We start from the raw sequence: 19931 nt of genomic DNA, 5'->3' as shown, positions 1-19931 counted from the left end.
CTTTCACAATCTGTTATTGAATTTTTTGATTCTGAAAGTGACATTTTCACTGAATAAAATTATGTGTTTTTACATGACATTTTCACTGACTATTGACAGGATTATTAAAATTATTATACATAAAATCTCTAAAATGAAGGAAAATAGTATTGATGATGATAAGGAGGAGAAAGATATGCAGATTAGGACAGACTTGGCTATAGAAAATCGAGAAATATATAGAGAAGAAAACAAAGGGGAAGTGCCAGGGGTGGAGGTAGAACAAGAGGAGGGGGCAGATTATACCGTAACCAGGGTGAATATATTAGACCCTATAGGAGCTAACAATATGGGAAAACCTGTAGGTATATATATAACTATCGAAGTACCCAAGCTAAAAAATACGGATCAGGAACTAAGAGATGAAATATCTAAACTATTAGCCAAAGAAATAAAAGGAATAGGGTATAATCATAAAAACACTAAAACCTTAATAGTGGGCCTTGGTAACTGGAACGTAACTCCTGATGCTCTAGGACCCAAAGTAGTAGATAGAGTTATGGTTACGAGGCAGTTTTTTGTAAACTATAATAAAGATGAAGATGAAACTGTAGCTAATGTTTCAGCCTTATCTCCAGGAGTTATGGGGCTTACTGGTATAGAGACAGGAGAGATAATTAAAGGAATAGTAGAAAAGACTGAACCAGATCTAATCATCGCCATTGACGCTCTGGCCTCACGAAAGATGGAAAGGGTGAGCACTACTATTCAAATAACCGATACTGGTATTAATCCTGGTAGTGGCATAGGCAATAAGAGAATAGGATTAAATGAAGACTATCTAGGTGTACCAGTGCTGGCTATTGGGGTACCAACAGTAGTGGATGCAGCTACTATGATAAATGATACTATGGATTTGATCATAGGTGCTATGAAAGATAAGGCCACAGTAGGAGGGGATTTTTACTCATTACTGGAAAACATATCTAAGGAAGAAAAGTATTATCTCATAAGAGAGGTGTTAGAACCCTACATGCCTAATGTAGTAGTGACTCCTAAAGAAATCGATCTAATCATAGATGATCTATCTATAATAATTGCCAATGGTTTAAATATGGCACTGCATCATGGAATTGATTTGAAGGATGTAAATAGGTACATGAGATAATAGGACTACTCCCTAAAAAATCATCATATATTTTATTTAGAAGGAATATAATCTATGTATTGAATACATAATTTTAGGGAGTGTTCTTATGAGACAAAAAAATAGTAGAAATACCTATATTATATTGGCTTTATTATGTCTACTGGTATTCAACATAGGCACTATATTTATTAATGCCATTGGTAATCAAAGTAAAAAGGAAGTTAATCATGGGATAAAGCCAGTATTTAAGCAATATTCTTTTCAAGGAAATAATGACAAGTTTTATATTGAGCTAATTGGAAGAACAAGTTCCATTATCAATTTATTCAAATATGAACAAGATTTAGGCGACAATTGGAGAAAACAAATAATGGAGGACTTAGCCTTAACGAATAAAATTAGCAAATTGCTAAAGGCTCAATTTCCATCTATTATCTCTTTTAATGAAAACTTCAAGGATGAGGATATGAATGATGATGATATAGGGGAGAGCCCCACGATAGTGGAGGATTTTGTTATAATCGATAGATTGGAAGAATATGAAGATTTAATAATTATAAACGATTCCGAAGGCAATATCTCCGTGGAAAATATACCTAAGCCTTTAAATCTTAAAACTTTAAAAATTCAAAAGGATATACCCTATATACTTCTATATCATACTCATGGTACGGAAGCATATATATTAGGAGAAAGTACTCAACATCATACCACCGATAGACGTCATAATGTAACTACCATAGGTGAAAGGATGGCACAGGTATTGCACGAGAAAGGGCATAAAGTAGAACATGTGGCTACATATCATGATATACCATCCTACAACAAGTCCTACTCTAGATCATTAAACACGATAACGCAGAAATTAGAGCAAAATAGTAATCTCAAAATCTTGCTAGATATTCACAGAGATGGGTATGATCCTGAGGATCCAAAAGTTATTAAAAATATGAAGAAATTATTATCAAAAACTAAAGTACAAATTAACGGAAAGGATGCAGCTACATTTTACTTCGTCATAGGTCCAGATTCGCCTAATAAAGATGAAGTGTTGAACTTTGCCAAATACTTTAAAGCTGTTTCTGATGCTATGTATCCCGGTTTATGTACTGGAATATGGATAAAACCAACGGGAAAGTATAATCAATTCCTTTCTGACTATTCAGCTCTAATAGAATTAGGTAGCAATTTTAATACAATGGACGAGGCTATGGAAACAGCAAAACTAGTAGCTGACATATTAAGTTTAGTAATAGAAAACATCCAATAAGAATAAAACTTTTTTTTAATTTTAAAAGATGATATAATAATATTGTACTTCTTACAAGGGGAGGATAAGTATGAATGAAAACAACAAAGATGTAAAAAATAAAGATGTGAAACAGGAAGTTTTTGAATGGATAAAGAGCATTTTGCTTGCAATTGTAATAGCAGTGTTGATTAAATCCTTCGTATTTAACACAACTTATGTATTGGGAAATTCCATGTATCCAACATTATATGAAAGGGATAGGCTTTTTGCCAATAAAATACCACTATATTTCTCAGGGCCATCTCGGGGAGAAATAGTAGTGCTAAAAGCTCCTGATTCTAACAACAAGGACTATATAAAGCGAGTAATAGGAGTTGAAGGAGATACAGTAGCTATAATTGATGGTCAAGTTTATTTAAATGGAAAACTGCTAAAGGAAGATTATATAGAAGAGGGTTCTTACACCCAAGTATATGGCGATAATTATTGGGAAGTCCCAGAAGGCTATGTATTCGTCCTGGGAGACAATAGGGAGGAAGGTGCTAGCAAGGATAGCAGATATTTTGGCTGTGTGCCTGTGGATTCAATAAAGGGTATAACTAGCTTCAGATATTTTCCTTTTAACAACCGTTTTGGTAAAATAGAATAGTATAATACCAGCCTAAATTTGCCATACTAATTAGGGTGGTGCTTTATGGGGACTAGAACAGAGAAAAGAAAACGACAAAAAAAAGAGAAAAGAAGACAAAAGTTAAAAACTATAATTATATTTTTTACAGTGTTAATTCTTTATATGGGAATAAAAGTAGTAAATAAAAGTATTATCCATTTCGGGTATTTAGATAATCCTATTATATTCAATATGAATATTAGACAAAAACGATTGGAGCTATTTGGGAAAAGCTACATAATCGATTTAAAAATATTTAAAAAAGGTGATTAGGAGACCAGTTTTAACTGGTCTTTTGTTTTACATCTAAAGTCATTTCTGATATAATTATCTTCTAGAGTTATTGAAACTTCTTAAGGAGGAAGAGAATGCGAAACAATAGGCAAAACAATATAAGAAACTTTTCTATAATTGCCCATATCGATCATGGAAAATCCACCCTAGCAGATCGACTAATTGAAAAAACTGGACTACTAACTTCTAGGGAAATGCAAGAACAGGTTCTTGATAGCATGGATTTAGAAAGGGAAAGAGGTATAACTATAAAACTGAAAAATGTAAGGCTTAACTACAAAGCTCAAAATGGGGAAGAATATATATTAAATTTGATAGATACACCTGGACATGTAGACTTTAACTATGAAGTTTCTAGGTCTTTAGCTGCCTGTGAAGGTGCTTTGTTAATAGTGGATGCAACCCAAGGAATTGAAGCTCAAACATTAGCCAATGTATACCTAGCCTTAGAACAGGACTTAGAGATAGTGCCTATAATCAATAAAATTGACTTGCCTAGTGCTAGGCCAGATGAGGTTAAAAAGGAAATAGAAGATGTCATTGGCATAGAGGCAGAAAACGCACCTCTAGTTTCTGCTAAGGAAGGATTAAATATAGAACAGGTACTAGAGGAGATAGTTACAAAAATTCCAGCTCCTGAAGGAGATGTAGATTCACCTTTAAAAGCACTGATATTTGACTCTTATTATGATTCTTATAAAGGGGTAGTCTCATATATTAGGGTGTTTGAAGGTAGTATAAAACCTGGCATGGAAATAAAGATGATGTCATCTAATAAATCTTATGAAGTAACGGAAGTAGGTATTACTACTTCTAAACAGACGCCTGTTGACAGTCTAGAACCAGGAGATGTTGGCTATGTATTAGCTAGTATCAAAAATGTAAAAGATGCAAGAGTAGGGGATACTATAACGGACAAAGATAATCCCACAGATACCCCTCTACCAGGATATAAAAAGGTTGTACCAATGGTATATTGTGGTATATATCCTGCAGAAGGTGAAGATTTTAACTCCGTAAGAGACGCATTAGAAAAACTACAAGTAAACGATGCCAGTCTAATATTTGAACCGGAAACCTCTGTTGCTTTAGGTTTTGGATTTAGATGTGGGTTTTTAGGGCTTCTTCATATGGAAATAGTGCAGGAAAGGCTGGAGAGAGAATTTGATTTAAACATAGTCACAACGGCTCCCAGTGTTATATATAGGATAAAGAAAAAGAGTGGGGAGATGATATCCATACAAAATCCTACTAATCTTCCTGAAGAGTCTGAAATAGAATATATGGAAGAGCCAATAGTATCTGCATCTATAATGACTCCAACAGAATATGTAGGGGCAGTAATGGAGCTTTGTCAGAATCGCCGAGGAATATTTATTAATATGGAGTATTTAGAAGAGACCAGAGTGGTTATGCATTATGACTTACCTTTAAATGAAGTTATTTATGATTTTTTTGATGCGCTAAAATCGCGAACTAAAGGTTTTGCTTCCCTTGATTATGAACTAAAAGGCTATGAACAGTCAAATCTAGTAAAGTTAGACATTCTAATAAATGGAGAGCTGGTAGACGCCTTCTCCATAATAGTTCATGAAGATAAGGCTTACGAAAGAGGTAGAACTATTGCTGAGCGACTAAAAGATGAAATACCACGTCACCAATTTGCAGTTCCAATCCAAGCAGCTATAGGTTCTAAAATAATTGCAAGGGAAACTGTGAGAGCTCTAAGAAAAGACGTATTGGCTAAATGTTATGGCGGGGATATTTCTAGGAAGAAAAAGTTGTTAGAAAAACAGAAAGAAGGAAAGAAACGAATGAGACAAATAGGTGCAGTAGAAGTACCTCAAGAAGCATTTTTAGCTGTACTAAAATATGATGAAAATTAATAATGCACACCTAGGTGTGCATTAAATTTATCTAAATTTTTTTAGGAGGATTTGTATGAAAGAAATAGGCGTATATATCCACATCCCCTTTTGTATTAGTAAATGCTATTACTGTGACTTTATTTCCTATCCCCAATCTACAGATAAAATAGATGAGTATATAGATTTTCTCATACTGGAAATGGAGCTTTACAGAGAAATATTAAAGGAATACACTATAAAAACCATATTTCTAGGAGGCGGCACTCCCTCTTGTATTGAAGATAAACTTATAGCTAAAGTATTACATTTTATTTACAAAAACTTTAACACAGAGGAGGTAGAGGAGATAACTATAGAAGCCAATCCTGGAACATTATGCGAACAAAAACTAAAGAGCTATAAAGCCCTTGGGATAAACAGAATTAGTCTTGGTGTACAGTCCTTAGACGATAGCCTTTTAAAGGACATAGGAAGGATTCATAATTCTTTGGATTTTTATAAAAATTATGAGACTATAAGAAACTTGGGATTTGATAATGTAAATGTGGATTTAATATTTGGTTTACCAAATCAAACCATTCATCATTGTGAAACAACCTTAAAGGAGATCATAAAACTAGGTGTAGAACATATATCCTACTATAGCCTAATATTAGAAGAAAATACTTTGATGAAAAGGTTCTATCAAGAAGGCAAGATAGAATTACCTGATGAAGATACAGAAAGGTATATGTATCATAGAGGGGTGGAATTACTAAAGGAAAATAGCTATGAACATTATGAGATATCCAATTTTTCTAAGAAGGGATTCCAGTGTAAACATAATTTAACCTATTGGGAATTGAGGCCTTATATTGGTTTTGGTATAGCAGCCCATTCCAATGTAGCTCATAAAAGATTTTGGAATTACGAAAATTTTAAGGACTATTATAAAAACCTTAAGCAACGTAGATTACCTATAGCTGGTGAAGAAAAGATAAGTAGAGAAATGGAGATTGCTGAATATTTAATAATGGGTCTTAGACTTACAAAAGGAATAGATAAACAAGAATTTATTCATAGGTTTCATACATCAGTAGATTCAATCTATGGAGATGTATTTAATAAATATGAAAATCAAGGTCTAATATATATGGATGAAAGATGGATAAGATTTACTCCTTTGGGGTTAGATCTGTCCAATATCGTATATGTAGATCTATTACCTTAGAATAATATATTAAAAAGGTATTGACAAAACTCCTGACTAGTGGTAACTTTAAATTAGCACTCAAGCTTAACGAGTGCTAACAAGCATCCAAAACATAAAAACTGAGGTGATAATATGTTGGATGATAGAAAAATAAAAGTACTTCATGCTATTATTAATAGCTATATAATAAGTGCAGAACCCATTGGTTCAAGAACTATATCTAAGCAATATGATTTAGGCGTTAGTTCAGCTACCATAAGAAATGAAATGTCTGACTTGGAGGATTTAGGATACTTAAATAAACCTCATACATCAGCTGGGAGAGTACCTTCAGACAAAGCTTATAGATTATACGTAAATCAACTACTAAAAGCGGAAAGATTGAAAATGGATATGAAAAAGAAAGAGGAGATAAAGAAGGTATTAGTTGGCGAATCCAGTGAAATAGATCAATTAATCCAAAACTCTGCCAAAGTATTGTCTGCAATTACTAGCTATACTGCACTAGCACTATCACCTCAATTAAAGAAAAGTAAGCTAAAACATATACAGTTAATACCTATAGGCGATATAGAAATATTATTGGTACTGGTAAATGACTCAGGCATTGTAAAAAACACTATATTTAGATTAGATGAAAAAATTAATGATGACCAACTGGTAGTCATATCCAACTTTTTAAACAATAAACTAAAGGGTCTTACCATAGAGGAAATAGGAAAGGAAATGGATAACAACATATTTAAAGAGATGTATGATTATAAGGGGATAATAGATAATATAATACCTATAATCAACAAAACCTTTAATGATATTGATAGTGTAGAAGTATATGCTGATGGAGTCAATAAAATATTTGATTTTCCTGAATATAAAGATCTAGATAAAGCAAAATCTTTTATATCTTTTATAGAAGACAAAGAGTTACTAGCAGATATGCTCTTAAACAATTCCAGAGAAAATGGTATTGAAATCACCATAGGGAATGAAAATATATATGATCCAATAAAGGAGTGCACTCTAATAACCACCACTTATAAACTAGGCGATGTAATCATTGGGAAAATTGGTGTTATAGGACCTACTAGGATGGACTATCCTATGGTGATAAACGCTTTGAAGTTATTTTCAGTAAATCTAACAGAAATACTAGAAATGTTAGTAGGCAGATAATTGAGTGTATTACTCTATATAAGTATTAGATGAGCAAGTAAGAGGTGATGAAATGGAAAGGAAGGAAGAAATCACAAAGGAAGAGTTAAAGGAGGATGTATCAGAAATTGAAGAAGAACAGGATTTAAAGGAAGCAACAGATGAAGAAACAGACGAAGGCTTAGATGGCCAGTTAGAAGAAAAGGACAAAGAAATCGAAGAACTAACAAATAGGCTTTTAAGGTTACAGGCTGACTTTATGAACTATAAGAATAGAGTTGAGAAGGACCGAGAGAGTATGTTTGCCTATGCCACAGAGGATTTAATAAATCAACTATTGCCTATACTAGATAATTTTGAAAGAGCCCTAGATAGTGTAGAAGAGAAAGATGGTTTCTACCAAGGGGTCAATATGATATATGAACAATTCTTAGGAGTGCTTAAAGACAATGGACTCTGTGAAATCCAATGCATAGGCAAGGTTTTTGACCCTAATCTGCATCATGCAGTATTTATGGAAGAAACAGAAGACAAAGAGGAAGGAACTGTACTAGAAGTATTACAAAAAGGATATATGTTAAATGATAAAGTTATCAGACCAAGTATGGTTAAGGTAGCTAAATAATACAATATTTTAAGGAGGAATTCATATGGGAAAAATAATTGGTATTGATTTAGGGACTACCAACTCATGTGTAGCCGTAATAGAAGGTGGAGAACCTATTATAATCCCAAATGCAGAAGGGAATAGAACGACACCATCAGTAGTAGCCTTTACTAAGGATGGGGAGAGGTTAGCAGGAGAAACTGCCAAAAGGCAAGCAATTACCAATCCGGATAGGACCATTATGTCTATTAAGAGAGAAATGGGAAAAGATTATAAGAAGAACATAGATGGAAAGGATTATACTCCACAGGATATTTCAGCTATGGTGTTGCAAAAGATTAAGACCGATGTGGAGAATTACTTAGGTGAAACCATAACCGATGCAGTAATTACAGTTCCAGCCTATTTCACCGATAGTCAAAGACAAGCGACAAAAGATGCAGGAAGGATAGCAGGGTTAAATGTACAGAGGATAATCAATGAGCCAACAGCAGCTGCTCTTGCCTATGGTATGGATAAAGGCGAAGGGCAACATAAGATCATGGTATTTGACCTAGGTGGAGGAACCTTCGACGTTTCCATCTTGGAAATAGGAGATGGGGTATTTGAAGTATTGGCAACTCGTGGTAACAATCATTTAGGTGGAGATGATTTTGATCAAGCCTTAATGGATTTTATAGCAGAAGAGTTTAAAAAGGAAAATGGCGTTGATTTAAGGGATGATACTATGTCCTTGCAAAGGTTGAAAGAGGCAGCAGAGAAGGCTAAAAAAGAGCTATCTTCTACTATGTCAACAAATATTAACCTACCATTTATAACTGCAACAGCCTCTGGTCCAATCCATTTAAACATGGATATTACTAGAGCTAAATTTGAAGAATTGACTTCGCATCTAGTAGAAAAGACATTAGAACCTATAAGATTAGCTTTAAAGGATGCAGGCCTTAATCCTAATGATATAGAAAAGGTAATATTGGTAGGAGGTTCTACTAGGATACCTGCAGTACAAGAGGCTGTTAAGAAATTAATAGGAAAGGATCCACAAAAGGATATTAATCCTGACGAATGTGTAGCTATAGGGGCAGCAATTCAAGGTGGAGTCTTAAGTGGAGAAGTTAAGGATTTACTACTATTAGACGTAACTCCACTATCTCTTGGTATAGAAACCTTAGGTGGAGTAACGACTAGATTAATCGAAAGAAATACGACAATACCTACTAGAAAGTCTCAAGTATTTACTACGGCTGCTGATAACCAAACTTCAGTTGACATTCATGTGCTCCAAGGGGAAAGACAGATGGCTAGTGACAATATTACTCTAGGTAGATTCCAGTTAACAGGTATACCACCAGCACCAAGAGGAGTACCACAGATAGAGGTTACCTTTGATATAGATGCTAATGGCATAGTAAATGTATCAGCTAAGGATTTAGGCACTGGAAAAGAACAAAAGATTACTATTACAGCTTCAACTAATTTATCTGATGACGAAATAGATAAGAAGGTAAAGGAAGCAGAAAAATTTGCGGAAGAAGATAAAAAGAAAAAAGAAGCCATCGAAATAAGAAACAATGCTGACTCAATGGTATATCAAACGGAAAAGATTTTAGGTGAGCTAGGAGATAAGATTACTCAAGATGAAAAAGATAAAGTTGAGTCTAAACTAGAAGAGCTTAAAAAAGCCTTAGAAGGTGATGATGCAGAAGAAATTAAAAACAAGACAGAAGAGCTAACTCAAGAATTCTATACTATATCTCAAAAGATGTATGAACAAACTGGAGGACAAAGTGCCGACCCAGAGAATTCGGGTGATGGCGATGACGATGTAGTAGATGCTGATTATGAAGTAGTAGACGATGACGAATAGATTTTAAAAATTCAAAGCTAAATCCCTTGGATTTAGCTTTGAATTTTGATAGAATTATTGATAGTTATAACTGAAGGCAGGTGTATAGATTGAGAGATTACTATGAAATATTGAATATATCAAAAGATGCCAGTCAAGATGAAATAAAATCTTCTTTTAGAACCCTGGCAAAAAAATATCATCCTGATCTAAATCCCGATGATAAGGAAGCGGAACAAAAATTCAAGGAGATAAACGAGGCTTATGAGGTTCTAAGCGATACAGAAAAAAGAAGGAGATATGATGCATTTGGTCATGCCGGAGTAAATGGGCAAGGAGGATATAGTCAGGATTTTGGTGGATTTGGTGATATATTCGATGATATATTTGATATATTTGGTGGTGGCTTTACCCAGACTTCTTCTAGAAGGAAGGGGCCAGTAAGGGGAGCAGATTTAAGATATAATCTAGATTTGGAATTTACTGAAGCAGTTTTTGGAGTGGAAAAAGAGATACAAATAAGGAAAACTGAGCATTGCGAAACTTGTGATGGTACAGGTGTTAAACCAGGCAGCAGTAAAGAGACCTGTAGCAAATGTCATGGAACTGGGGAAGTAAGATATGCTCAACAAAGCCCTTTTGGACAATTTGTTAGGGTAGCTACCTGTGATCAATGTAATGGTACAGGGGAGATAATCAAAGAAAAATGTACAGTATGTTCTGGAACGGGTAAGGAGATAAAAAATAAAAAGATAAAAGTAAAAGTTCCTGCTGGTGTAGATACAGGTTCTATTATATCTATTCGTGGAGAAGGAGAGATGGGAGAAAGAGGTGGTCCACCAGGAGACTTATTTATATATATAAATGTAAGAGAGCATGAAGTTTTCGAAAGAGAAGGAAATAACATATATCTAACTGTACCTATTTCCTTTACCGACGCAGCTCTTGGTGCGGAGATAGAAGTACCCACCCTAGATGGAATAGTAAACTATACCATATCGGAAGGTACTCAGACAGGAACCCAATTTAGATTAAAAAACAAAGGAGTACCAAATGTAAGAGGAGTTGGCAAAGGAGATCTATACTTTACAGTGGAAGTACAGGTGCCAAAAGGTCTAACTAACAAACAAAAAGAGCTTCTAAAGGAGTTTGCTAAAGAAGGTGGAGAATACCACAAGGAAGTCAAAAAAGGATTTTTTGACAAGGTGAAAGATGCCTTTGGTAATTAGTCAATCACTCGATAATGGAGTGATTGTTTTTTTAGGCTGTGGTAATCCTCAGCAATTTAGGGTATAATATTTTGAGATTCATAAAAAGGATGTGAAGGTCATGAAATGGATTGAAGTTCAAATCAAAACTACTACTGAAGCGGAGGAAATAGTGGCAAATATTATGTATGACTTAGGGGTAACAGGTTTAGCTATTGAAGATCCTAAGGACATATTGGCATTCCAACAATCAGAGGGGGATTGGGATTTTATAGATCCAAGTCTTATTAAGCAGGACTATGAAGAAGTAATAATAAAAGCCTATTTCCCAGAAAGCGAAGATCTAATGGATAAGATAGAACTTATTAGAGATAATATTGAACGAAACATTCACAAAGAATTTGGTAAAGCTTTAGGTCAAGTTACGATAACAGAAGTATACGAAAAGGATTGGGCAGAAGCGTGGAAAAAATATTACAAACCTACTAAAATTGGCGAAAGAATTGTAATTAAACCAACCTGGGAAAACTATGAAAAGGAAGATGAAGAGCTTATTATTGAATTGGATCCAGGCATGGCCTTCGGTACGGGAACCCATGAAACTACCATTATGTGTATAGAAATTCTTGAAAAATACGTTAGAAAAGGTTATAGAGTATATGATATAGGAACGGGTAGCGGAATATTAAGTATAGCGGCAGCTAAATTGGGTGCTCGGGAGGTAATAGGCGTAGATTTAGATGAACTAAGTGTCAGGGTTTCTAGAGAAAATGTAAAATCCAATGGAGTAGATAATGTAGTAAAAATAAAAGCTGGAAATTTACTAGAAGCGGTGGAAGGAAAAGCAGATATTATAGTATCTAATATTATTGCGGAAGTGATCGTTGATTTAATAAACTCTATTGAATCCTATTTATCAGAGTCTGGAATATTCATTGCATCAGGAATAATAACAGAAAAGGTAGATATGGTTACTGATGCCTTGGAAAAAAATGATTTTCAAGTGCTAGAAGTAAAAATTATGGGGGATTGGGCAGCTATAGTATCCACAAAGGGACAGGGTGAATAGCATGCACAGATTTTTTGTAGATGGAAAACAGATCCATGAAAATATAATAGAAATTGTAGGCAAGGATGTAAAGCATATTAAAGATGTACTAAGGTTAAAACCCAGTGACATAATAGAAATTTCCTCTGGGGGATGGGTTTATATATGTGAGATACTAGAAATTAAACCGGATTTAGTAGTTGGAAAGGTAGTTGAAAGTTTTAAAGGGAAAAGTGAACCTCCTATTCATATAACATTATATCAAGGTATAGCTAAGGGAGATAAAATGGATTATATAATTCAAAAAGCTACGGAAATAGGGGTAAGGGAAATATATCCTTTAACTACCAATAGGACTGTAGTAAAGATAAAGAATAAAAAAAAGGAGAAATCCAAAATAGATAGATGGAATACTATTGCAGAGGAAGCTGCCAAACAAAGCAAAAGAGATTATGTGCCAAGGGTTCAAAGGATTATTAATTTTGAGGAAATGTTAAAACTTCTAAAAGGCAATCAAAACATTATAGTACCTTATGAAATTGAGGAATCCTTCAGCTTGAAGGATTCTTTAAACAAAATAAAATCTGGAAAAGTCCATTTAATTATTGGACCAGAAGGTGGCTTTGAAAAAGAAGAAATCGACCTTCTAAAATCCATAGGTGGACAAAGTATTACTTTAGGGCCAAGAATTCTTAGGACTGAAACTGCAGGTTTAGTAGCAGCATCTATTATTTTATATGAGCTTGGTGATTTAGGAGTGATGAAATGAATAGAGTAACTTTTTATACCTTAGGATGTAAAGTAAATCAATATGAAACTGAGGCTATGGAAGAACTGTTTGAAAAAAGAGGGTATGATGTAGTAGAAAATGATGAAATAGCTGATATATATGTAATTAATACTTGCACTGTAACCAATTTAGGGGATCGAAAATCAAGACAGTTTATTAGAAGGGCAAAAAAGTCAAATAGGGATTCGATCATAGCCGTAGTAGGCTGCTATTCTCAAGTTGCACCAAAGGAAGTAGAAGAAATAGAAGGGGTGGATATTGTTGTTGGAACTACCCATAGAGATAAGATAGTAGACCTATGTGAAGAGGCTATATTGAATAACAAAAAGATAAATATAGTAAAAGACATAAAGGGACACAAAGAATTTGAAGAACTGAATATAGCAGATGTAAAATCTAAAACTCGAGCTTATATAAAGATCCAGGAAGGTTGTAATCAATTTTGTAGCTATTGTATTATTCCATACGCAAGGGGGCCTATAAGAAGTAGGGAATTAGATGATATTATACATGAAACTAATAGATTGTCGGATGCTGGATTCAAAGAGATCATATTAACTGGCATTCATGTGGCTTCTTATGGAAAGGATTTAAATTCCATTAACTTATTAGATGCAATAGGGGAAGTAGCTAATATTGACGGGATAGAAAGAATTAGACTGAGCTCTATAGAACCTACTTTAATTGATGAACAGTTTATGCAAAGAGCAGTGAAAATTGGGAAACTATGTGACCACTTCCACCTTTCATTACAAAGTGGCTCAGATACGGTGCTAAAGAGGATGAATAGAAAATATACTACTCAACAATACAAAGAAATAGTAAGCTTAATAAGAAGCTATATGCCTAATGCAGGAATAACTACCGATATAATTGTAGGATTTCCTGGAGAAACGGATATGGAATTTCAGGAGACCTATAATTTTGTAAAGGAAGTAGGTTTTTCTCGAATCCATGTATTTAAATATTCTCCTAGAAAAGGTACCCCAGCAAGCAGATCTAAAGATCAAATTAACGGGAACATAAAGCATTATCGTTCTAATAGACTCATATCTCTAGGAGATAGTCTTACAGAAAACTTCAATAAACAATTTATAGGAAAGACCGTAGGGGTATTATTTGAGGAAAACTGCAAAAACTCTATAGATTATATGGAAGGTTATACAACCAATTATATACGGGTAAAGGCTAAAGCTAGGGATTCTGTTAGAGGGGAAATACTTCCCGTAAATATAATTGATAAAGAAAATGATATTTTAATAGGAAAAATAGAGGAATTATAATATTTATATAGAATATATTATATATAGGATTATGGCCTAATTTTATGAAGAAAGCTAAGGACAGAGGAGGTGAGAAGGTGACAGATTGCATATTTTGTAAAATTATTAATGGAGAAATACCTAGTGATATTATATATGAAGATGATAAAGTTATCGCCTTCAAAGATGTAAATCCTCAGGCTCATATTCATTTTTTAGTAATACCAAAGGAACATATAATATCTATGAACCATATTGATGAAGGAAATTTAGAATTGATAGGTCATATATTCCTCGTTATAAAAGAACTTGCAGAGCAGTTAGATATCCATGAAGAAGGCTATAGAATTGTAAACAATTGTGGAGAATTTGGCGGACAGACTGTATCCCATATCCACTTCCATGTTTTAGCTGGGCGCAAACTTTTATGGCCACCAGGCTAAATACTGGTTGCAGAAACTACAAAACTAATGTATAATAATTTAGTGTCGTATTCCGCTTGCCATAGATAGTATGGGAGCACTCTTGCATTGGAAGAGGGGAGGGAGAAGTCGATGGCAGAAATTAAGGTTAGAGATAACGAATCTCTTGATGATGCACTAAGAAGGTTCAAAAGGCAATGTGCCCGTTCAGGTGTTCTTTATGAATATAGGAAAAGAGAACACTATGAAAAGCCAAGTGTAAAACGAAAAAAGAAATCTGAAGCAGCTAGAAGGAAGAAAAAACGATATTAGTAGATTTTAATAAGAAGGTGGATTTATGTCTTTTAAAGAAAGGCTCATGGAAGATTTAAAGACTTCCATGAAAAACAAAGATACTATTAAAAAAAATACTATCACTATGGTTAGGGCAGCTATAAAACAAAAAGAGGTAGACGAAAGAATTGAATTAAAAGACGAAGAAATATTGGATATTATATCTAAGCAATTAAAAGAGAAAAGAAATGCCATTGAGGATTTTAAAAAAGGGGAACGACAAGATTTAGTAGAATTAACTCAAAAAGAAATAGATATTTTATTGGAATATTTACCGAAACAGCTTACAGAAGAAGAAATTGAAAAAGTTGTCGTTGAGACTATAGATGAGGTAGGAGCTAAGTCCATGAAAGATATGGGACTAGTTATGAAATCTGTAATGCCAAAGGTAAAAGGTAGAGCTGATGGCAATACAGTTAGCAAGATAGTTAAAAAGCTTATAGGATAAACCTGGGTTTCACCCAGGTTTTATTTATATAAAGGTAAGAGGTGGCTATTCGTCCTTTTTTTATATAACCATTATGTTTTTATTGTAATAAGTTTAGGGTACTAATATAATAGAAACAGGGGGTGAATATATTGAAATGGACCAGATTAGTAGTTTTATCTATTTTAATCCTTTTATTGTTAAGCACTATTGTTTTTTCTAATAGTACAGGGGATGTTTATGTGGTTCCCATTCAAGGTGAGATCAACAAGGCTACTTACAATTATTTAAACTCGACCTTAAAAGAGATAAAAAAGGGTTCACCACAGGCAATAATATTTGAAATTGACACCTACGGTGGGCTAATTGATCAAGCAGAAAGGATAAAGAATTTAATAATCGATCTAGATGTACCTACCATATCCTATGTAAATAACAAGGCAGAATCGGCAGGGGTATTGATTACATTGTCTTCGGAAAAGGTTGTAATGGCCAATAGCTCAACAATTGGTTCAGCGGAAACCATACCAAATACAGAAAAGGTATTGTCTATGTGGAGAAGCTTTTTGAGAGATGTGGCCCAATTAAGAGGCAGGGATCCTGAAATAGTTGAAGCTATGGCTGATACAGATGTATATATTGCAGGCATATCTGAAAGAGGAAAGCTATTAAATCTAACTAGTAGTGAAGCATTGGAATTAGGAATCTGTGATTTAGTTTCAAATGATTATGATGAGATGTTGAAATTTTTTAATATTCCTCAAGCCAATATGATTAAGCTGGAAGAAGGAATGGAACTAAAATTAGCAAAAATATTAGCTAGCCCTTATATGAGTACTTTGCTACTAACTATAGGATTTGTTGGAATGGTTATTGAACTGTTTACGCCAGGCTTTGGAATTGGAGGAACTATAAGCATAATAGCTTTTGGTCTGTTCTTTGGCGGGAACATAATAGCTGGTAATTCTCAATGGACTTCTTTGGCCATATTTGTTACTGGATTGATACTACTGATAGTAGAAGCAATAGTACCAGGTTTTGGATTACCAGGCATATCAGGCATAATATTGGTCATTGCAGGCACAATATTAGCGATGGGCACTATAACATCAGCTTTAGTATCCTTAAGTATAGCAATCATATTAACGGCAATAATAACTATATTGTTAATTAAACTTGGACACAAAAGCCCTCATTTAGAGAAGATAGTCCTTACAACACATCAAAAGGATGAGGAGGGATATTTAAGCGCTTCAACCAAAGAGGAGTATTTAGGTAAGGAAGGTATGACTGTTTCAGAACTTCGCCCTTCTGGGATAATAGAAATAGATGGCAAAAGACTTGATGCATTATCTGAAGGAAGTTTTATACCCAAAGAAACACCAATAAAAATAGTAAGGGTAGAAGGATCAAAAATATTTGTAAGGAGGTTTTAGTATGGGTGGATCAGCAGCTATAACTATTGGAATTGCAGCACTAATAATTATTTTGGTCATATTGTTCTTCACATTCATACCGGTAGGTTTGTGGATAACAGCTTATTTTTCTGGTGTGAAGATTAAGATTGGAACCTTAATAGGTATGAGGTTGCGAAGGGTTGTACCCTCAAGGATAGTCAATCCTATGATAAAAGCCACGAAAGCAGGATTAAGTATAGGGGTAGATAAATTGGAGGCCCATTATCTTGCAGGGGGTAATGTGAACACCCTCGTAGATGCTTTAATTGCAGCACAAAGAGCTAATATACCTTTGGAGTTTGAAAGGGCGGCAGCTATAGACCTAGCTGGAAGGAACGTTTTAGAAGCTGTTCAGGTAAGTGTAAACCCTAAAGTTATTGAAACACCTCAGATTGCAGCAGTAGCTAAAGATGGAATTGAAGTAATAGCAAAAGCAAGGGTTACAGTTAGAGCTAATATAGAAAGATTGGTTGGAGGGGCTGGAGAAGAAACTATTATAGCAAGAGTAGGTGAAGGAATTGTAACTACCGTAGGTAGCTCTAGTACCCACAAAGATGTGTTGGAAAACCCAGATTCTATATCTCAAACTGTTTTAGACAAAGGTTTGGACTCAGGAACTGCTTTCGAAATACTATCTATTGATATTGCTGATGTAGATGTAGGTAGAAATATAGGTGCTAAACTTCAAACGGAACAAGCTGAAGCAGATAAACGTATAGCTCAAGCTAAAGCAGAAGAAAGAAGAGCTATGGCTGTAGCAAAAGAACAAGAAATGATAGCAGAAGTTCAGGCAATGAAAGCTAAGGTAGTAGAAGCAGAAGCCGAAGTACCTCTTGCAATAGCTAGTTCGTTAAAGGATGGCAATATGGGTTTTATGGATTACTATAATATGAGAAATATATTAGCTGATACGGACATGAGAGATTCCATATCAAAAATGGCTGAAGATGACAAAAATCAAGACTAGGGGGCGATAAATATGTTCCCAAGAACCTTACTTTTCTTCATATTCATGATGGTAATAGACTTAATTTTAAAAAGTGTAAAGGATAAACAAAAGATAGAAAAAGAAAGAACGAAGAGGATCGAAAACTTAAGCAGAAGGACTTCAGATAAGGAGGTTTCAAATAGGAAGATTGTCAAACCAATTGAAGACAGAAGGGTTTTATCTAAAACCAGAATAGAAAAATCCGAATATAAAGAACCAACCACTTCCTTAGAAATGAAGCCTTGGGAAGAGCCACTTTTTTCTGATATATGTGATGAAAACACGCCATCAATTTCAAAGATAAAAGCAAATGAAGAAAAGGAAAAAAAATCAAACAAACAGATGAAAGAAGATATTTTACGAGGAATAATATATTCCGAAATATTGCAGAAGCCTAAAAGTATAAGAAATAGACAGAGGAGCATGTAGGAAACTACATGCTTTTTTGTATGTAATACTCCCATTAATCTAAGCATAAAATTATTAGAAGGGAGGATTATAGATGAAAAACAAAGTAGATGATTTTAAATATAATCTATCGGAAGCCTTTGAATTACCCAAGGATATAGTGTTGGATCTACCAAAGATCACCATGATAGGCAATCTTCAATTTCAGATATCTAACCATAAAGGAATCATAGAATATACTCAAGAAACCCTTAGAATCAATTCAAATATAGGCATTATTAAGGTAGAAGGTATAAATATGGAACTAAAGACCATTCTTTCGGAAGAGATAATTGTAACTGGAAACATTGAAAAGATCGAAATAATTGACTAAGGGGTGATACTATGGAGGTTATAAAAACATGGAATTATTTAAGGGGATATGTTATTATTAAAGTTGAGGGATTGACCTTAGAAAGGTTTTTAAACTTAGCTGCAGACCAAGACATATATCTTTGGGATATAAAAAGAATCAATTATACTCTACTAGAAATGAAGGTAAGCACTAAAGGATTTAAAGCTTTAAAGGAGATAGTTAGAAAGGTTGGATGTCGAGTTGAAATAGTAGAAAAGAAGGGATTACCTTTTATAATATACAGGCTAAAAAACCGAAAGATGTTAGGGTTTGGGATTTTGATTTTTTTTAGTCTTATACTTGTTTTATCCTCTTTTATATGGAGCATTGAAGTTTTGGGACTTGAAAAAATAAGTAAAATGGATATCATAAGGGTATTAGAAGGTGAAAATATTAGACCTGGTATAATAAAGTATAATATTGATAAAGATTATATTAGTAGTTTATTGTTAAATGGATTTGAACATATATCTTTTGCATCCATAGATATAAAAGGAACAAAGCTAATAGTATCCATATACGAACAGGACATCCCTCCAGAAAAGCTGGACATAAACATTCCCTGCCATATAATAGCAAAGAAAAAAGGAGTAATAGTAAAAGCCATTGTAAAGAATGGAAAGACTATGGTTCGTAAAGGAGATGTAGTAAAAAAGGGTCAAGTACTTATTGCTGGTATGATTACAGATGAAAACACAGAGGACACAATTCCTATCCATGCTGAAGGAGAAGTTCTGGCAAAGACCAGGTACTATTATCGATTAGATGAGCCAATAGTGAAGACTATAGAAGAAAAAACGGGGAATATAGTAGAAGTCCATGAGATAAGATTTGGAGAAAAGGGGATCCAATTTTTCAAAGAGGATATTCCATTTAACCATTATATTGAAAATATCAGAGAGATTAAACCCTTTAAGGAAAGAATAAACTTACCTTTTAAACTACTGGTGCATGAATACATTGAGTTGGAGAAAAAAGAAGCAAAACAGAATATAGAGTTTTTAAAGAAGTCCTCTTATATCAAAGCTATAGAGCAGTTAAATAAGGAAATTCCTGAAGATGCTCAAATAGAATCGAAAGATGTAATATATAATATTGAAAAGGGCATATTATCTACTCAAGTTGTAATAGAAGTAGTTGAGGATATTGGTCAGAAACAAATAATTAATATTAACTAAAGGAGG

General features: G+C 34.0%; 21 protein-coding genes. All 21 read left to right on the top strand.

Features of this window, described 5'->3' with window-relative positions:
* Positions 1–175 precede the first annotated feature (175 nt).
* The 21 genes from gpr to yqfD all read left to right on the top strand — a co-directional run bounded on the left by gpr (position 176) and on the right by yqfD (position 19925).
* Entirely contained in the window at positions 176–1147 is a 972-nt protein-coding gene (gene gpr / locus C3E88_RS08645; RefSeq protein WP_236909777.1) for a GPR endopeptidase, read from the top strand.
* Between the two features lie 88 nt (positions 1148–1235).
* Entirely contained in the window at positions 1236–2399 is a 1164-nt protein-coding gene (gene spoIIP, locus C3E88_RS08640; protein ID WP_236909776.1) for a stage II sporulation protein P, read from the top strand.
* A 70-nt stretch (positions 2400–2469) separates the two neighbouring features.
* Positions 2470–3030: a signal peptidase I gene (gene lepB, locus C3E88_RS08635; protein WP_236909775.1), complete on the top strand. Its 561-nt coding sequence runs from the start codon at positions 2470–2472 to the stop codon at positions 3028–3030.
* Positions 3031–3075: 45 nt separating this feature from the next.
* Complete coding sequence (locus C3E88_RS08630) at positions 3076–3324, top strand: hypothetical protein (RefSeq protein ID WP_236909774.1); 249 nt, start codon at positions 3076–3078, stop codon at positions 3322–3324.
* Between the two features lie 95 nt (positions 3325–3419).
* Positions 3420–5231, top strand: a complete 1812-nt coding sequence (gene lepA / locus C3E88_RS08625; RefSeq protein ID WP_236909773.1) for a translation elongation factor 4 — start codon at positions 3420–3422, stop codon at positions 5229–5231.
* 55 nt (positions 5232–5286) lie between these two features.
* On the top strand, positions 5287–6423 hold the full coding sequence (hemW, locus tag C3E88_RS08620) for a radical SAM family heme chaperone HemW (RefSeq protein ID WP_236909772.1): 1137 nt from the start codon (positions 5287–5289) through the stop codon (positions 6421–6423).
* A gap of 117 nt (positions 6424–6540) precedes the next feature.
* Positions 6541–7578 carry a heat-inducible transcriptional repressor HrcA gene (hrcA, locus tag C3E88_RS08615; protein ID WP_236909771.1) on the top strand — a complete coding sequence of 346 codons (1038 nt, stop codon included), beginning with the start codon at positions 6541–6543 and terminating at the stop codon, positions 7576–7578.
* A gap of 52 nt (positions 7579–7630) precedes the next feature.
* Positions 7631–8182 carry a nucleotide exchange factor GrpE gene (grpE, locus tag C3E88_RS08610; RefSeq protein ID WP_236909770.1) on the top strand — a complete coding sequence of 184 codons (552 nt, stop codon included), beginning with the start codon at positions 7631–7633 and terminating at the stop codon, positions 8180–8182.
* A gap of 25 nt (positions 8183–8207) precedes the next feature.
* Positions 8208–10031, top strand: a complete 1824-nt coding sequence (dnaK, locus tag C3E88_RS08605) for a molecular chaperone DnaK (RefSeq protein ID WP_236909769.1) — start codon at positions 8208–8210, stop codon at positions 10029–10031.
* Positions 10032–10111: 80 nt separating this feature from the next.
* Positions 10112–11239: a molecular chaperone DnaJ gene (gene dnaJ, locus C3E88_RS08600; RefSeq protein ID WP_236909768.1), complete on the top strand. Its 1128-nt coding sequence runs from the start codon at positions 10112–10114 to the stop codon at positions 11237–11239.
* 100 nt (positions 11240–11339) lie between these two features.
* The gene (prmA, locus tag C3E88_RS08595; RefSeq protein WP_236909767.1) at positions 11340–12287 is read left to right on the top strand and encodes a 50S ribosomal protein L11 methyltransferase; all 948 of its coding nucleotides are present in this window, start codon (positions 11340–11342) and stop codon (positions 12285–12287) included.
* Between the two features lies 1 nt (position 12288).
* Positions 12289–13035: a 16S rRNA (uracil(1498)-N(3))-methyltransferase gene (locus C3E88_RS08590; protein ID WP_236909766.1), complete on the top strand. Its 747-nt coding sequence runs from the start codon at positions 12289–12291 to the stop codon at positions 13033–13035.
* Positions 13032–14339 (top strand): tRNA (N(6)-L-threonylcarbamoyladenosine(37)-C(2))-methylthiotransferase MtaB, encoded by a 1308-nt coding sequence (gene mtaB, locus C3E88_RS08585; RefSeq protein WP_236909765.1) that lies wholly within the window; start codon positions 13032–13034, stop codon positions 14337–14339. The genes C3E88_RS08590 and mtaB overlap by 4 nt, the downstream gene beginning before the upstream one ends.
* Before the next feature lie 77 nt (positions 14340–14416).
* Positions 14417–14761: a histidine triad nucleotide-binding protein gene (locus C3E88_RS08580; RefSeq protein ID WP_236909764.1), complete on the top strand. Its 345-nt coding sequence runs from the start codon at positions 14417–14419 to the stop codon at positions 14759–14761.
* A gap of 111 nt (positions 14762–14872) precedes the next feature.
* On the top strand, positions 14873–15052 hold the full coding sequence (gene rpsU / locus C3E88_RS08575) for a 30S ribosomal protein S21 (protein ID WP_236909763.1): 180 nt from the start codon (positions 14873–14875) through the stop codon (positions 15050–15052).
* A 25-nt stretch (positions 15053–15077) separates the two neighbouring features.
* Entirely contained in the window at positions 15078–15521 is a 444-nt protein-coding gene (locus C3E88_RS08570; protein ID WP_236909762.1) for a GatB/YqeY domain-containing protein, read from the top strand.
* 131 nt (positions 15522–15652) lie between these two features.
* Positions 15653–16936, top strand: coding sequence for an NfeD family protein (locus C3E88_RS08565; RefSeq protein WP_272878512.1), 1284 nt, complete (start codon positions 15653–15655; stop codon positions 16934–16936).
* A gap of 1 nt (position 16937) precedes the next feature.
* Positions 16938–17924: a flotillin-like protein FloA gene (gene floA / locus C3E88_RS08560; protein WP_236909760.1), complete on the top strand. Its 987-nt coding sequence runs from the start codon at positions 16938–16940 to the stop codon at positions 17922–17924.
* Positions 17925–17936: 12 nt separating this feature from the next.
* Positions 17937–18374, top strand: coding sequence for a hypothetical protein (locus tag C3E88_RS08555; RefSeq protein WP_236909759.1), 438 nt, complete (start codon positions 17937–17939; stop codon positions 18372–18374).
* 73 nt (positions 18375–18447) lie between these two features.
* Positions 18448–18726 (top strand): sporulation protein YqfC, encoded by a 279-nt coding sequence (gene yqfC / locus C3E88_RS08550; RefSeq protein ID WP_236909758.1) that lies wholly within the window; start codon positions 18448–18450, stop codon positions 18724–18726.
* 11 nt (positions 18727–18737) lie between these two features.
* A complete protein-coding gene (gene yqfD / locus C3E88_RS08545; RefSeq protein WP_236909757.1) occupies positions 18738–19925 on the top strand; it encodes a sporulation protein YqfD in 1188 nt (395 codons plus the stop codon).
* Positions 19926–19931 lie beyond the last annotated feature (6 nt).

Source organism: Clostridium sp. Cult3 (genome assembly GCF_021655115.1).
Classification (GTDB): Bacteria; Bacillota; Clostridia; order Tissierellales; family Tepidimicrobiaceae; genus PPXY01.
The sequence above is the reverse complement of the archived record's forward strand: the minus strand, read 5'-3'. Positions and strand labels throughout refer to the sequence as shown.

Coding starts and splice junctions, on each gene's coding strand:
- gpr (WP_236909777.1), top strand. CDS start 176: ATGCAGATTAGGACAGACTTGGCTATAGAAAATCGAGAAATATATAGA.
- spoIIP (WP_236909776.1), top strand. CDS start 1,236: ATGAGACAAAAAAATAGTAGAAATACCTATATTATATTGGCTTTATTA.
- lepB (WP_236909775.1), top strand. CDS start 2,470: ATGAATGAAAACAACAAAGATGTAAAAAATAAAGATGTGAAACAGGAA.
- C3E88_RS08630 (WP_236909774.1), top strand. CDS start 3,076: ATGGGGACTAGAACAGAGAAAAGAAAACGACAAAAAAAAGAGAAAAGA.
- lepA (WP_236909773.1), top strand. CDS start 3,420: ATGCGAAACAATAGGCAAAACAATATAAGAAACTTTTCTATAATTGCC.
- hemW (WP_236909772.1), top strand. CDS start 5,287: ATGAAAGAAATAGGCGTATATATCCACATCCCCTTTTGTATTAGTAAA.
- grpE (WP_236909770.1), top strand. CDS start 7,631: ATGGAAAGGAAGGAAGAAATCACAAAGGAAGAGTTAAAGGAGGATGTA.
- dnaK (WP_236909769.1), top strand. CDS start 8,208: ATGGGAAAAATAATTGGTATTGATTTAGGGACTACCAACTCATGTGTA.
- prmA (WP_236909767.1), top strand. CDS start 11,340: ATGAAATGGATTGAAGTTCAAATCAAAACTACTACTGAAGCGGAGGAA.
- C3E88_RS08590 (WP_236909766.1), top strand. CDS start 12,289: ATGCACAGATTTTTTGTAGATGGAAAACAGATCCATGAAAATATAATA.
- mtaB (WP_236909765.1), top strand. CDS start 13,032: ATGAATAGAGTAACTTTTTATACCTTAGGATGTAAAGTAAATCAATAT.
- rpsU (WP_236909763.1), top strand. CDS start 14,873: ATGGCAGAAATTAAGGTTAGAGATAACGAATCTCTTGATGATGCACTA.
- C3E88_RS08570 (WP_236909762.1), top strand. CDS start 15,078: ATGTCTTTTAAAGAAAGGCTCATGGAAGATTTAAAGACTTCCATGAAA.
- floA (WP_236909760.1), top strand. CDS start 16,938: ATGGGTGGATCAGCAGCTATAACTATTGGAATTGCAGCACTAATAATT.
- C3E88_RS08555 (WP_236909759.1), top strand. CDS start 17,937: ATGTTCCCAAGAACCTTACTTTTCTTCATATTCATGATGGTAATAGAC.
- yqfC (WP_236909758.1), top strand. CDS start 18,448: ATGAAAAACAAAGTAGATGATTTTAAATATAATCTATCGGAAGCCTTT.
- yqfD (WP_236909757.1), top strand. CDS start 18,738: ATGGAGGTTATAAAAACATGGAATTATTTAAGGGGATATGTTATTATT.